This is a genomic window from Amycolatopsis sp. NBC_01488 (assembly GCF_036227105.1).
Taxonomy (GTDB): Bacteria; Actinomycetota; Actinomycetes; order Mycobacteriales; family Pseudonocardiaceae; genus Amycolatopsis.
In genome coordinates this window covers 8,471,376-8,485,357 of sequence record NZ_CP109434.1, presented here as the reverse complement: position 1 = coordinate 8,485,357, position 13,982 = coordinate 8,471,376, and the positions used below count along the sequence as shown (strand labels likewise).

The following is a 13,982-nucleotide window of genomic DNA, read 5'->3' as shown; positions in this document are numbered from 1 at the left end:
CGGCGCCGCACCCGGATGTGAAGAGCCGCAGCGTTGCCTCTTCGCCCGAGATGGCGGGAAACCGAAGCTGAGCAGGAGAAAAGCGATGGAAGCGCCGTCGCTGTTCGGGGCGCGCCTGCGTCACGTCCGGACCGAGCAGGGCATCTCCCTCGCGGGGCTGTCCGAGCGGACGCACTACAGCAAGGGCTACCTGAGCAAGCTGGAGACCGGGGCCAAGCCGGCTTCGGCGGACCTCGCCCGGCGCCTCGACGAGGTGCTCGGGACCGGTGGCGCGCTCATCGAGCTGGTCGAGGCCGAGCGGCGGCCGGTGTGCCCCTACCGCGGGCTCGAACCGTTCGGCGCCGCCGACGAAGCCTGGTTCTTCGGCCGCGGCGAGGCGACCACGGAACTGGTGGAAGCGGCCGCGACCGCCGAAGCGGCCGGACGGCTGCTGCTCGTCGTCGGCCCGTCCGGCGTCGGGAAGTCCTCCCTCGTGCGTGCCGGGCTGCTGCCGGTGCTCGCCCGGAGCGGCCGGGTGGTCGAGACCAGGACGCCCACGGCGGCACCGGCCGCGGGGCCGGGCAGCACCGGCGGCGTGCTGTTCGTCGACCAGTTCGAAGAGCTGTTCACCCTCTGCGAAGCCGAGGCGGACCGGCGGGCGTTCGTCGCCGCGCTCGCCGCCCGGGCCCGCGCCGGGCTGGTCGTGCTGAGCCTGCGCGCCGACTTCTACGGCCGGTGCCTGGCCTACCCGGAGCTGCTCGAGGCGTCGCGGGCCGGCCAGGTCACCGTCGGCCCGATGAGCCCGGCGCAGCTGCGCGCCGCCATCACCGGCCCGGCGGACGCGGCCGGGCTGACGCTCGAGCCCGGGCTCGTCGAGCTGCTGCTGGCCGACGTCGGCCCCACTGCGGCGGGCACGCTGCCCCTCCTTTCGCACGCGCTCCTGGCCACCTGGCAGGAACGCGAGGACTCGACGCTGACCGTGGCCGGCTACCGCCGCGCGGGCGGCATCGACGGCGCGGTCTCCTCGACCGCCGAAGAGGCGTTCGCCTCGCTGGACGCCGACGAGCAGGACGCCGCCCGCCGGCTGCTGCTGCGGCTGGTCCGCGTGGGCGAGCACGAAGAGGACACCCGGCGGCCGGTGCACCGCGGCGCGCTGCTGCGGCAGCTGCCCGCGCAGGCCGCGACCGCGTTGCAGGACCTCACGACCGCGCGCCTGCTGACCGTCGACGCCGAGACCGCCAGCATCACCCACGAAGCGCTCCTGCACGCGTGGCCGCGGCTGCGCGGCTGGATCGACGCGGACCGCGAGAGCCTGCGCGTGCACCACCGGCTCACCGAGGCCGCGGAGACCTGGGACGGCGAAGACCACGACCCGGCCCTGCTCGTCACGGGCTCGCGGCTGGCGGTGGCGGCCGACTGGGCCGCCGACCACGACGACCAGCTCAGCGCCGTCGAACGGGACTTCCTCGCGGCGAGCCGGGCGGCCGCGGAGGCGACCGCGCTGCGCGAGCGGCGGCACACCCGGCGGCTGCGGCTGCTGGTCACCGGCTTGGCCGTGCTGACCGTCCTGGTCGCCGTGGCCGCGTCGATCGCCGTCGTGCAGAGCCAGGCCGCCGGCCGCGAACGCGACCAGGCGGTCTCCCGCGAGCTGGCGACCGAGGCGGACCAGCTCCTGCTCACCGACCCCGGCGTCGCCACCCAGCTGGGCCTGGCCGCCTACCGGGCCGCGGACACGCCGCAGGCGCGCGGCAGCCTGATCGGCGCGTCGGGCACCCCCGCGGTCACCCGGTTCAAGGCCCACCCCGGCAGCATCACCGACCTCGCCTTCCTCGGCGACGGCCGCACCCTGGTCACCGCCGGGCTCGACGGCACGACCCGCTTCTTCACGCTGGCCGCCACCGGCGCCCCGGTCCCGCACGCGGTGCTGCGGGCCGGCGCCGAGTCCGTCACCGGCCTGGCGGTCGCGCCTCGCCGCGCGCTGCTGGCCACCGCGGACGAGGACCAGGCCACCCGGCTGTGGTCGACGTCGTCGATCGACCGGCCGGCGCTGCTCGGCACGGTGCCCGGCACCGGGCAGGCGAGCGCGCTGGCCTTCGACGCGGCCGGGACCCTGCTGGCGATCGGCCGCGACGACGGCGGCGTCGAGCTCTGGGACGTCACCGACCCGGCCCGGCCGGTGCACCGGCAGACCTTCGCCGCGCACCAGAAGACCGTGCGCAGCCTGGCCTTCTCGCCCACGGCACCGGTGCTGCTGTCGGGCGGGGACGACACGACCGGCCGCCTGTGGGACGTCACGGGCGCCGCGGCACCGCTCGCGGTCTTCGCGACGCACACCGCGACCGTGCGGACCGTGGCGATCAGCGCCGACGGGACCACGGCCGCGGTCGGCAGCGACGACCGGATCGTCGCACTGTGGAGCATCGCCGACCGCGCGCACCCGACGCTGCTGCGCGAGCTCACCGGGGACACCAACGCCATCCGCGGGCTCGCCTTCGCCCCCGACGGGCGCACGGTCGCCACCGCGAGCGACGACCAGACGGTCCGGCTGTGGAACACCGCGGACGCCGGCGCGGTTACGTCGGTGTCCCAGCCCGCCCCCGCCCGCAGCGCGGTGTTCAGCTCCGACGGCACGGTCCTGGCCACCGGCAACGACCTGGGCGAGCTGTGGCTGTGGCACCTCCCGCCGCCGTCGTTCGCCGACCGCGACGGCACCACGAACGTGGCCTACGACCCGCACCGCCCGCAGCTCGCGATCGGGGCCGACGACGGCCGGGTCCACCTGCACGCGCTCGCCGACCGGCGCGAGATCGGCGTGCTCGACGGCGGCCCCGGGCTGGTCCGGATCGTGGCCTACCACCCGCGCCTGCCGATCCTGGCGGTCGCCGGCGACGACCGCGTCACCCGCCTGTGGGACGTCGCGGATCCGGCGCACCCGCGCGTGCTCGCTTCGCTCGGGGCGGTCTCGACCGTCTACAACGCGGTGTTCCGGTCCGACGGCGGCCTGCTCGCCCTCGTCGGCACCGACCACGACGTCACCCTCTGGGACACCACCGACCCGGCGCGCCCGGAGCCGCTGCCCGCGGTCACCGGGCACACCAACGCCGTCAACGGCCTGGCGTTCAGCCCCGACGGACGGCTGCTCGCGACCGGGAGCGACGACTACTCGAGCCGGATCTGGGACGTGTCGAATCCGCGGGCACCGCGGTTCCTGGCGCGGCTGGCCGACCACAGCAACGGCGTCACGGCCGTCGCGTTCGCCCCGGATGGGACGACCCTCGCCACCGCGTCCGAGGACCACACCGTGCACCTGCTCGACGTGCGCGACCCGGCGCACCCGGTGCAGCTCGCCGAGCTGACCGGACCGTCGGCGCCGGTGACGATGGTGACCTTCAGCCCGGACGGGCACCTGCTCGCCACCGCCGACGACGACGCCACCGCCCGGGTCTGGGACGTCACCGACCGGGCGAAGCCGCAGCAGCTGGCCGAGCTCACGGGCCACACCGGACCGGTCAACGCGGTGGCGTTCAGCCCCGACGGAAGGCAGATCGCCACCACGGGCGACGACCACACCGCGCGGCTGTGGAGCACGGACGCCGACGACGTCGCCGCGCGGATCTGCTCGCTCGCTGGGCAACCGCTTTCTCCCGCGGAATGGGCGCGTTACGTTCCCGACCGGCCCCAGGAGAACCTGTGCCCGTGACGCGCGCAAGCCTTGCAACGTCGGTCGAAAGGCCTTCCGGAGCGGCTGTCCGGTCGGGCAGGCTGACGGCCGTGAAGCGTCTTCTTCCCGTGCTGCTCGGCGCCCTGCTGACCCTCTGCGCGGTCCCCGCGTCCGCGACCGCGGCCACACCCGTGACCACCGGGCACGGTGGCTCGAACTACGACTTCTACCAGCTCGACCACGACCCCGGCGGCTGCGACCGCGAGCCGTACGGCGTGATCAACAGCTACGACAAGGCCCCGGCCACGATCGCTGCCCAGCTGAAGCAGATGTACGCCGCCGGGCAGCGTCGACTGCGGCTGGGCCTGTTCCACCAGCACGGCGCGGACTCCGGCACGGTGATGAACTCGACCGGCGGCGACCTGTCCGCCGCCAACCGCCGGAACCTGGCGAACCTGCTCGCCGCCGTCAAGGCCGCCGGGTTCCAGGAGATCGAGCTCGGCTTCTTCCCGATCGGCGCCGCCGACCCGCACGGCTGGAGCAGCTGGGACGAGACCCAGTACCAGGAGAACCGCAAGCTCGTCGGCAACGTCCGCGGGATCGTCGCCAAGGCCGGGGTCCCGTACCAGCTGGACCTGCTCAACGAGGGCATGCCGATGAGCGACCAGCCGGTGCTGCTCCAGTACGCCCACCGGCTGTGGACCGACTACACCGCCGCGTACGGCAAGGGCGACACGGTCGGGTTCTCGATGACCGTGTGGATCGCCGGCCGCGCCCAGCAGATCCCGGCCGTCTACGGCGGCGACGTCCCGAACGTGTTCGACGTCCACCTCTACGGCGACGACTGGAACGGCGACGAGTACCACCAGTTCGTCGACGCGCACAACGAGCTGGCGAGCCACGGCTACCACCAGGGCTGGATCATCGGCGAGGGCTACTACGACGACGAAACCGCCGCGACCGGCATCGCCCAGGCGATCAAGGACACCGGCCAGGTGGTCTTCTACCTGACCCAGTGGCAGCTGAGCCGCCAGGACGCGTGCCACGACAAGACGGTGGACGTCGCCCCGCCGGTCAGCTTCGCCCACTACCTCGCGGCCGGCTTCTGACCGGCTTTGCCGAGCCCGACGAGGCCGGCGGTCGCGTCCCACAGCCGTCCGGCCAGCTCCCCGTCGAAACCGGCCTTGCTCTGCCGTCCGACCGCCGGATGGCCGCGGAGGCCGGCGAGGCCGTCCGGTCCGACGTATGCGTTGCCGGGCACGTCCTGGGTCGCGGCGTAGAGCACCGAGAGCGCGCCGAGCTCCGGCGGGTTGGTGAGGAACTTGACGCGGTTGATCACGTTCGACCGTGACTGCGCGGCCAGGCCGGTACGCGCGATCCCCGGGCTGGCCAGCACCGAGCGGACGCCGCTGCCCTGCGCGGTCAGCCGCCGCTGCAGTTCCAGCGAGAACAGCACGACGGCGAGCTTCGACGCCTGGTAGGCGGCCATCCCGTGGTACTCGCGCGTCCGCCAGTCCAGGTCGGCCAGGTCGATCCGGCCCAGCCGGTGCAGCTGGCTGGTCACGTGGACGACCCGGTCGGTGACGTGCCCGAGCAGCAGGTTCGTCAGCAGGAACGGCCCGGTGTGGTTGGTGGCGGTCTGCCGGTCGAGCCCGTCCGCGGTCCGGGTGGCCGGGACGTCCATCACGCCGGCGTTGTTGATCAGGACGTCGAGCGGGCCGGACCAGGAGCCGGCGAACGCCCGCACCGAAGCCAGCTCGGCGACGTCGAGCGGCCGGACGTCGAAGGTGCCGGGCAGCCCGGCGACCGCGTCGCGGGCCTTGCCGACGTTCCGCACGCCCAGCACGACCCGGGCGCCGGCCCGGGCCAGTTCCCGCGCCGTGATCAGCCCGAGCCCGCGGCCCGCGCCGGTGATCACGACCGTCCGGCCACTCAGCTCCGGCAGGTCTTCCGCTGTCCACTTGGCCATTTCCGCTCCCGAGTCCGTGGGCCGAGGCGATCGGTGATCGCTCCACCAGTGAAGGCAGCCGCCGGGGACCGAGGAAGGACACGGTTGTCCACTGACTGCCAGAGCGTGGCCAAACCCGGCCCGGCCGCCGACGATGAGGATCATGAACACCTTCGACCGCGCGTCGCTCGGCGCGTTCCTGAGCACCCGGCGCGCGGCGCTGCAGCCGGAGGACGTCGGGTTGCGCCGCGGGCACCGCCGCCGTGCCCCGGGACTGCGCCGCGAGGAGGTGGCGGAGCTGTGCACCATGTCCGCCGACTACTTCGCCCGGCTGGAACGCGGCAACGGGCCGCAGCCGTCGGAGCCCATGGTCGCGGCGATCGCCCGGGGCCTGCGGCTGACCCCGGACGAACGCGACCACCTGTTCCTGCTCGCCGGCTACCGCACCGCCCGCCGCGACCTGCGCTCGCAGCACGTCAGCCCCGGGCTCATGCGGGTCATGGACCGCCTGACCGGCAGCACCGCGCAGGTCATGGGCCCGCTGGGGGAGACGTTGCTGCAGACGCCGTCCGCGGTGGCGCTGCTTGGCGACGAGACCGGCTACACCGGCCACGCCCGCAGTGCCGCGTACCGCTGGTTCACCGATCCGGCCGCCCGCGAGCGCTACCACCCCGAGGAGCACGAGAAGAACAGCCGAGTCAACGTCGCGTTGCTGCGGGGCGCCGTCACCCGGGACGGCGCCGGTTCACCTTCGGCGGAGCTGGCCGACGTCCTGCGGCGCGCCAGTGACGAGTTCGCCCGGCTGTGGGCGCGGCACGAAGTGGGCCTGCGGTGGAGCGAAACCAAGCGGTTCGCCCACCCGCAGGTCGGGCCGCTGGAGCTCTACTGCCAGCTGCTGCTCGAGCCGGACCAGGGCCAGTCGCTGCTCGTCTTCACCGCGACGCCCGGCACCGAAAGCCACGAAAAGCTCGCCCTGCTCACCGTTCTGGGGACGGACAGCTTCGCCTGACCACTGTGGTCGGTCCGGTGTCAGCGGCGGGGTGCGGTGGCCAGTTTTCGGGACCTGCGCAGCATTTCCTCGACGCGGCCGGTCAGGGCGGGCACGTCCGGGTGGTCCGCGCCGAGGGCGGGCAGGAGTGCGGTGTAGTCGGCCACCAGGCGCCGGTAGCCGCGGGCGAAACCGCTTTTCTCGGACCGGCTTTCGCGGGCGTAACGGGTGTCGAGGTCGATGATCTGCTGGGCCAGGACCGCGGTCGCGGCCGCGAGTCCGGCATGGGCGTCGGCGGCGGCGTCACGGCGTTCGCGGCGGGCGAGCGTCGTGCGGGCGGCGCGGCGGCCCGCGAGGTACAGCGCCGCCGCGCCGAGCACGACCGCCGTCACGGCCGCCGCGGCGACCAGGTAGCGCGGCAGCGACGGGCTGACCGTGCGCGCGCCGTCGGGCACCTGGCCGGTCTTCACGAGCAGGTCGTAGTTGACGACCGCGACCTTCAGCGCTTCGAGCGGCCGGTCGGTGAACCCGTCGACGCCGTTGCCGATCAGCTGCTCGGAGACGAAGGACTTGCCGAACGCGCCGGCGTCGTCGCCGGGCAGCCGCGAGCACCCGTACCTCTTGAAGTCGTCGCCGTCGCGGCAGAGCATCAGGGCCAGCGTGCCGTCCGCCGCGGTCCCGAGGCCGTCGCACGTGCCCGCGAGGTCCGTGCCCGGCTCGAGGAACGCGACGACCAGCCGCCGGTTGACACGCTCGGCGGCACCCCACGCCATCGCCCGCCACTCCTCGTCGTCCGTTGCGGAGCGATCATTCTCGCCCGGCGTGTGACACCCGGGGCCGAAGTTGCCCATTCGTGTCCTGGGTCGCGGCGGCGTTCGGCGGCGAAGCCGTCAGCCGGCCGGGCGCGCCGCGCAGCGTGCACGCTCGGCCACCCGGACGAAACCCTCGCCACCGTGCGGAACCTCGTCACCCGGGTGCGTCCGGCGGCCCGACCGGTCAGCGCGCCAGGTGCTTCCGGACGTCGTCGGCGACACCGGCGCGGCCGCTCATCCGGTACTTGGCCAGGATGTTGCGCACGTGGGTCTTCACGGTGTGGAGGCTGATGCCGAGCTCGTGGGCGATCTGCTCGTTGTGCAGGTCGCCGGCGAGGTGCACCGCGACCCCCTGCTCGGCGGCGGTGAGCGAGCGGAAGCGTTCCTCAGGGCCGTTGTCGATGTTGAGCGTGAGCTCGACGAGGTCCGACTGCAGCTGCTGGCAGTCGGTGACGATGCGCTGCAGGGCCTCGCGCAGCGAACCCGCGTCGGGTGCGGCGAGCGCGTCCTGGGCTCGCTGCCGGACGTCCGCCACGCGCGAGGAGAGCAGCTCGACGATGTGGTCCGCGGTGACGAGCTGGGGCGCGCCTTCGACGTCGGCGGGGAGCCGGCGCAGCGCGTCGAGGTCGTCGGCTTCCGTGGTCAGCACGCGGGCCACCAGATCGGCCAGCCACTCGAAGGCGCGGACGGAATTGTCGTCGAACACGTCGGGCTCGTAGCTCTGCATGGACATCATGCCGAACACCGCCGGCTCGCCGTCGCGGCCGCGGCGGAACAGGGGAGTGGTGACGGCGTCGGCGGACGCGCGGCTGGTGTCCCCGGACGCGACGCCGGCGTTGAGCGCGGCACCGTTGTCGTACTGCATCCGGTAGGTCTGGCGGTGCCTCAGCAGCCACGCGGCCTGGCCGTGCGGGCCGTAGATGTGCGACTCCGGATCGGTGTACATGCCGCCGTCGTAGCCGTAGGGGTAGCGGACGCGGTTCGCGCCGTGGAAGAAGCCGATGTAGAAATGGTCGAGGGGCACGATCTTGCTCATCACGGCGCGGGCGTAGTCGTAAAGGCCGTAGTGGTCAGTGCGGTAATGGGCGTCGATCTTGTGGAACGCCTCGCGCAGGATCAGCGTCGTCTCGGCGTCGACCCGGAGCCGGGCCGGTTTTCCGGAATCGTCCGAGGGCACCGTCCCATGATGAGGCCCCGGCGCGATTCCGTCACTCCGCGAGCGATGGTGACCCGCCCGTCGTGCTGCGACCGTGAACGAGGAAATCCGCTGCCGCGAGGACGGAGGAATTGTCGTGGAGACCCATTCGTAGTGCCGAGGAGTTCAGGGAAGCGGCGTCCCCGTGTGGTCGGCGAGTGCGTCGAGGAGCCGATCCTGGAAATCGTGGTCGCCGGCCACGGGGTGCCGGTCGACGCGGTGCCGGTGGTGCCAATAGCCGTCGGTCGTGCGCGCTTCCGGTGCCTCGCTCGTCGCGAGCCAGGTCTGGCTCAGCACGCCGAGGCGCAGATCGTCGGGGGCGCCCGCGCCGCCCATCCGGGTCGGGACCCAGCCGGGGTCGACGGCGTGGGTGCGGACCTCCGGCCACCGCCGGGCGACGGCCGCCGCGAGCGTGGTGAGCAGCAGCTTGCTGTCGGAGTAGGACGCGGTCGGCCGGGCGCCGGACCAGTCGAGGCCGTCGAGCTCGGGCCGGCCCCCGCGGTGCATGCCGCTGCTGAGGTAGACCAGGCGCGCGGGCCGGTCGACGAGCGCCGTGAGCAGGTAGGGCGCGACCACGTTGACCGGAAGCACCGTCGGGCCGGTCATGATCCCCGCGTTGTGGATCACCGCGTCCATCCGCCCGAGCCGGTTCACCTGCTCGGCGACGCTGCGGGTCTGCCCGAGGTCGGCGAGATCGCCGGTCACCACGTCGGCGCCGCGCGCGGCCAGGTCGTCCACCCGGCCGGCGTCCCGCGCGTGGGCGACCACGCGGTGGCCGTCGGCGAGGAGGGCCTCGGCGGCGAGGCGCCCGAGACCCTGGGTGGAGCCGGTGACGAAGATCCGTGCCACCCCGCCGAGGTTACGCCCGCTGGACAGCGTGCCCCTGACCTGGTGATACTCAGGGCGTGTCCGCCACAATGGACAGGGGTGCCTACGCGGAGCTGACGACCTCGATGGTGTCGGCTCGGGAGGCGTTCGCCTACTGGCGGGAGATGATCTGCGCGACCTTCGTCCGGCTCGACGCCGAGCCGGTCGCCGGCGCCGGGTTCAGCGGCCGGATCGAGCACGTCCCCGTCGGTGATCTCGAGCTGTCCACCGTCGTCGCCGGGAGCCAGCACGTGCGGCGCACCCGGTCGCTGGTCGCGCGCGGGGACGAGGAGTACCTGCTCGCGAGCATCCAGGTGCGCGGCCGCGGCCGGGTCGAGCAGGACGGCCGGACCGCCCTGCTTTCGCCCGGTGACCTGGCGTTCTACGACAGCACGCGGCCCTACACGCTGCACTTCGACGACCCGTTCCACCAGCTCGTCGTCCAGGTGCCGAAGCGGGAGCTGCTGGTCCGCGACACCCGGCGGCTGACCGCGCGGGCGTGCGGCCGCGGCACGCCGGGCGCCGTGGTGTCGACGTTCTTCACCTCGCTGGCCGACGTCGCGCGGACCGCACCCGGCCAGTCCGCGGTGCTGCTCCCGCACGCGCTCGGCCTGCTCTCGGCGACCGCGTCGTTCGCCGGGAACGCCCGGCCCGGCCCGGACGCCACCGAAGCGATGGCTCGGGAGCGCGTGCTCGCGTTCCTGCGCCGCAACCTCGCCGATCCCGGGCTGGACGCGGAAACGGTCGCCCGCGCGTGCCGCGTCTCGCGCCGCACGCTGTACCGGATCGCCGGCGAGGAGGGCATCGCCGCGCGGCTCCGGCGGCTGCGGATCGAGCGAGCCCGGGAGATCCTGGTCGCCGACCCCCAGCGGACGATCGGCTCGGTCGCGGCGGCCTGCGGGTTCGACAGCGAGTCCGGGTTCCACCGCGCTTTCCGCGCGGTCACCGGCCGGTCGCCGGGCGAGTACCGCCGCGGGCGGCCCGCGGAGTAGGTGGCGTTGTCGCCGGTCGCCGGGAGGACTGCGGCGGGTGGTGGCGTCGTCGTCGGTCGCGGGCGAGCACCGCCGCACGTGGCACGGCGGGTAAGTCACCGCGGCACGATCGGTCAGCCGGACGCCGTGTGCCGGGCGCATCGTGGGAGCCCCAGCACTTCCCCTAAGGAGTCCGGCAATGCAGGAAACCGTGCGCGTGGCGGCCGTCCAGGCCGAGTCGGCCTGGCTGGATCTGGCCGCCGGTGTCGACAAGGTCGTCGGCCTGATCGGTGCGGCCGCCGCGGGTGGTGCCCGCCTGGTGGCGTTTCCCGAGACCTTCCTCCCCGGCTACCCGTGGTGGATCTGGCTCGACTCGCCCGCGGCCGGGATGGCGTTCGTCCCGCGGTACGCCGCGAACTCGATGACCCGCGACGGCGCCGAGCTGGACCGCATCCGCCGGGCCGCCGCCGAGCACCGGATCCACGTCGTCTTCGGGTTCAGCGAACGGGCCGGCGGCAGCCTCTACATGGCGCAGGCGTTCGTCGCCGACACCGGGGAGCTGATCTCGGTGCGCCGCAAGCTCAAGCCCACCCACGTCGAGCGCGCGGTGTTCGGCGAAGGCGACGGCAGCGACCTGCAGGTCCACGACACCCCGCTCGGCCGGCTCGGCGCGCTGAACTGCTGGGAGCACCTCCAGCCGCTGACCAAATACGCGATGTACAGCCAGGGCGAGGAAATCCACGTCGCCGCGTGGCCCAGCTTCTCGGTCTACCGCGGGGCCGCGCGGGCACTGGGCCCGGAGGTCAACACCGCGGCCAGCCTGATGTACGCGGTCGAAGGCGGGACGTTCGTCGTCGCGCCCTGCGGCGTGATCGGCCCGGCCGCGCTCGAGCTGTTCTGCGACACCGACCTCAAGCGGCAGCTGCTCCAGCCCGGTGGCGGCTTCGCCCGCATCTACGGCCCCGAAGGCTCGCCGCTGGCCGAGCCGTTGGCGGAGACGGACGAAGGCATCCTCTACGCCGACCTCGATCCCGCGCTGATCGCGATCGCCAAGTCGGCCGCGGACCCCGTCGGCCACTACGCCCGCCCGGACGTGCTGCGGCTGCTCGTCAACCGCAACCCCGCGCCCGCGGTCGTCGAGATGCCCGCGGAGGAGCTGCCGGCGGCCCTCGAGTTCGCACCGATCGCCTGAAGGGGGCGGTGACCATGGAATCGGCGATCCCCCCGCACCTGGTGACGGACCGGACCGCGGCGCCCGGGCCGCGGCCGGGCTGGCAGCCGCCCTATCCGTCCTTTGTGGCCCGCTTCGCGCCTTCGGTGACGCAGGTGGCCATGGCCTACTTCGGCGTGCAGTACCCGTCGGACGACGAACCGGCGTTCGTCCGCACCGCGCTGGCCGACCTCGACGCGGCCTGCGCGGACGCGGACGGGCCCGGTCACGTCGACCGCGCCGGGTACGTCGACGAGGCCGGCTTCCGCACGGTCGTCACCATCGCCTACTGGGACGATGTCGCCCGGCACGAGCGCTGGTTCGCCGAGGCGCGGCCGATGTGGTTGCGCGGCAACGGGTTCTTCGTCGAGGTCGTGCGTCCGTCGGCGTCGCGGTTCGAGACGCTCTTCTCGAACGACCGCATCGAGGGCGTCGCCCACCTCGCGGACACCCTCAGCGGCGAGGTGCGCGAGCACGCGTACTGGGGCGGCGCGCGTGACCGCGTTCCGCTCGGTCAACGCGATCCGCTCGATCCCGGCGGTCCGTCGCCCGTCGTCGAGGACGGCGAGCGCCGGGTGGTGCGCGGGCAGCACAACCTGTGCCTGATCCGCTCGGGCCAGGACTGGACCGGCACCGACGGCGACGAACGCCGGATGTACCTCGAGGAGGTCGAGCCGGTCCTGCGTGCGGGCATGGACTTCCTGCGCGATCACGGGCGCGCGATCGGCTGCTACGCCAACCGGTACCTGCGGCTGATCGGTGCCGACGGCGGCTTCCTCGACAAGAGCTTCGGCATGAGCTGGTGGCGCGGCCTCGCCGACCTCGACCGGTGGGCGAAGGACCACCCGACCCACAAGGCGATCTTCGGCCAGGCGATGAAGTACCTGTCGGCGCTCGGCCCCGCGGCCCGGCTGCGCCTCTACCACGAGGTGACGGTGGCTGCCGCCGACGAGCAGTACTTCGAGTACGTCGGCTGCCACCCGGGCACCGGCATGCTGGGCGCGGTGGCTCTCGACGAGGCCGTGCGGCGGTGACCCGGCCGGGCGCCACCCGGGCAGCAGCACCGCCCGCCGCCGGATGCGCCCGTCCCGGCGCTTCCCCGGCCGCCGAGGCCGCGCCCCACGGGCCGCTCGGCGGTCAGCGGCGCCGGTGCGGGTATTCCGGTGCGCGGTGCTGGAAGGACAGGATCGCCGGGTTGCGGATCGTGCCGTCCCGGATCTCCACGGCGCGCCGGACGGTTTCGTGTCCGTCCCATGTGGAGTGTCCGGAAAGGACCGGCCGCAGGTGGGGCAGGAGGGCTTCGCTGATCTCCCAGGTCGCCGAGTTCCACAGGTAGGAGGGGCTGTGATCGACGGCGTAGTAGGTGACGCCGTCGCCGACCGGGAAGGTCGGCCGGGTGAACGTCGTGGGCCGGGCCCAGCTGAAGCCCATGCCTTCGTCGCAGGAGACGTCGACGATGAGGCTCCCCGGGGCGAAGGCGGCGAGGTCGTCCTCGATGAGGAAGGTCAGCGGGGCGGCGGTGTCCTGCAGCACGCAGTTGACCACGATGTCGTGCTCGGCGAGGAACCCGGCCAGCGGTACCCGGCCGTGGCCGGTGACCGCGTGGCTGCGGCGCAGATCGCCCGGGTTGTTCGCGTCGTGGTCGATGTGCACCATCGTCGCGGAGTGGATCGGCGAGCCGACCGCGCTGAGACCACGCGCGGTGAGGACGTCGACGTCGTGGATCCCGTGCGCGTTCAGCGCGGTCACCGAACCGCGCGCCGTCGCGCCGAAGCCGATCACCACGGCCCGCAGCCGGCGGCCGTAGTCGCCGGTCGAGCCGATCAGCTGCAGGGCGTGCAGCACCGAGCAGTAGCCGGCCAGCTCGTTGTTCTTGTGGAAGACGTGCAGGCCGAACGAGCCGTCGCGCCGCCAGTGGTTCATCGCCTCGAAGGCGATGACGGTCAGCCGCCGGTCGATGGCCAGCTGGGTCAGCTCGACGTCCTGCACGCAGTGCGGCCAGCCCCACAGCACCTGGCCGGGCCGCAGCTCGGCGACGTCCTCGCGGAGCGGCTTGGCCAGCAGGACGACGTCGCACTCGGCGATGAGCTGCTCGCGCGTGCGCAGTCCCGCGACGACGCCTTTCAAGTGCTCGTCGGGCACGCCGAAGGGTTCGCCGTAGCCGTGTTCGAGGTAGATGGTCTTCCGGAGGTCGGCGTCGATCCGGTCGAGGTGGTGCGGGTGGATCGGCAACCGCCGTTCGTTCTCTTTCCGTGAACGCGCGATGACGCCGAGACTGAGCTGGTGCACGGTGGCCCCTTTGCTAGATGCCAGTCTTAACACACTCCGCGAAGGCGTCGTGTACGCTGGGT

At 73.4% G+C, this 13,982-nt stretch carries 11 protein-coding genes; 6 read left to right on the top strand and 5 right to left on the bottom strand.

All coding sequences use genetic code 11. From position 1 onward, the window contains the following. Positions 1–85 precede the first annotated feature (85 nt). Together OG738_RS39825 and OG738_RS39820 are read left to right on the top strand one after the other, a co-directional pair. The gene (locus OG738_RS39825; protein WP_329048850.1) at positions 86–3,679 is read left to right on the top strand and encodes an nSTAND1 domain-containing NTPase; all 3,594 of its coding nucleotides are present in this window, start codon (positions 86–88) and stop codon (positions 3,677–3,679) included. Between the two features lie 71 nt (positions 3,680–3,750). After that, complete coding sequence (locus OG738_RS39820) at positions 3,751–4,749, top strand: hypothetical protein (protein ID WP_329048849.1); 999 nt, start codon at positions 3,751–3,753, stop codon at positions 4,747–4,749. On the opposite strand, the gene OG738_RS39815 is transcribed toward OG738_RS39820, so the two are convergent. Further along, a complete protein-coding gene (locus tag OG738_RS39815) occupies positions 4,728–5,609 on the bottom strand; it encodes an SDR family NAD(P)-dependent oxidoreductase (protein ID WP_329048847.1) in 882 nt (293 codons plus the stop codon). The genes OG738_RS39820 and OG738_RS39815 overlap by 22 nt on opposite strands. 139 nt (positions 5,610–5,748) lie before the next feature. Here OG738_RS39815 and OG738_RS39810 point away from each other — a divergent pair, with 139 nt between their 5' ends. Further along, positions 5,749–6,597 carry a helix-turn-helix transcriptional regulator gene (locus tag OG738_RS39810; RefSeq protein WP_329056972.1) on the top strand — a complete coding sequence of 283 codons (849 nt, stop codon included), beginning with the start codon at positions 5,749–5,751 and terminating at the stop codon, positions 6,595–6,597. Positions 6,598–6,617: 20 nt separating this feature from the next. Here OG738_RS39810 and OG738_RS39805 read toward each other — a convergent pair whose 3' ends face one another. The 3 genes from OG738_RS39805 to OG738_RS39795 form a co-directional block, all read right to left on the bottom strand. Next, the gene (locus tag OG738_RS39805; RefSeq protein ID WP_329048846.1) at positions 6,618–7,349 is read right to left on the bottom strand and encodes a hypothetical protein; all 732 of its coding nucleotides are present in this window, start codon (positions 7,347–7,349) and stop codon (positions 6,618–6,620) included. Between the two features lie 223 nt (positions 7,350–7,572). Then, positions 7,573–8,565, bottom strand: a complete 993-nt coding sequence (locus OG738_RS39800) for a LuxR C-terminal-related transcriptional regulator (RefSeq protein WP_329048845.1) — start codon at positions 8,563–8,565, stop codon at positions 7,573–7,575. Positions 8,566–8,709: 144 nt separating this feature from the next. Further along, entirely contained in the window at positions 8,710–9,432 is a 723-nt protein-coding gene (locus OG738_RS39795) for an SDR family NAD(P)-dependent oxidoreductase (protein WP_329048844.1), read from the bottom strand. Between the two features lie 56 nt (positions 9,433–9,488). Between OG738_RS39795 and OG738_RS39790 the strand changes: the two genes are divergently transcribed. From OG738_RS39790 to OG738_RS39780, 3 genes are all read left to right on the top strand, one after another. After that, positions 9,489–10,442, top strand: a complete 954-nt coding sequence (locus tag OG738_RS39790) for a helix-turn-helix domain-containing protein (protein WP_329048843.1) — start codon at positions 9,489–9,491, stop codon at positions 10,440–10,442. A gap of 178 nt (positions 10,443–10,620) precedes the next feature. Beyond that, on the top strand, positions 10,621–11,613 hold the full coding sequence (locus OG738_RS39785; RefSeq protein WP_329048842.1) for a carbon-nitrogen hydrolase family protein: 993 nt from the start codon (positions 10,621–10,623) through the stop codon (positions 11,611–11,613). A 14-nt stretch (positions 11,614–11,627) separates the two neighbouring features. Then, on the top strand, positions 11,628–12,665 hold the full coding sequence (locus OG738_RS39780; protein ID WP_329048840.1) for a phenylacetaldoxime dehydratase family protein: 1,038 nt from the start codon (positions 11,628–11,630) through the stop codon (positions 12,663–12,665). Positions 12,666–12,768: 103 nt separating this feature from the next. Here the strand turns inward: OG738_RS39780 and OG738_RS39775 are convergent, their stop codons facing one another. Next, positions 12,769–13,920, bottom strand: coding sequence for a N(5)-(carboxyethyl)ornithine synthase (locus tag OG738_RS39775; RefSeq protein WP_329048839.1), 1,152 nt, complete (start codon positions 13,918–13,920; stop codon positions 12,769–12,771). Positions 13,921–13,982: the final 62 nt, after the last annotated feature.

Coding starts and splice junctions, on each gene's coding strand:
- OG738_RS39825 (WP_329048850.1), top strand. CDS start 86: ATGGAAGCGCCGTCGCTGTTCGGGGCGCGCCTGCGTCACGTCCGGACC.
- OG738_RS39815 (WP_329048847.1), bottom strand. CDS start 5,609: ATGGCCAAGTGGACAGCGGAAGACCTGCCGGAGCTGAGTGGCCGGACG.
- OG738_RS39805 (WP_329048846.1), bottom strand. CDS start 7,349: ATGGCGTGGGGTGCCGCCGAGCGTGTCAACCGGCGGCTGGTCGTCGCG.
- OG738_RS39785 (WP_329048842.1), top strand. CDS start 10,621: ATGCAGGAAACCGTGCGCGTGGCGGCCGTCCAGGCCGAGTCGGCCTGG.
- OG738_RS39780 (WP_329048840.1), top strand. CDS start 11,628: ATGGAATCGGCGATCCCCCCGCACCTGGTGACGGACCGGACCGCGGCG.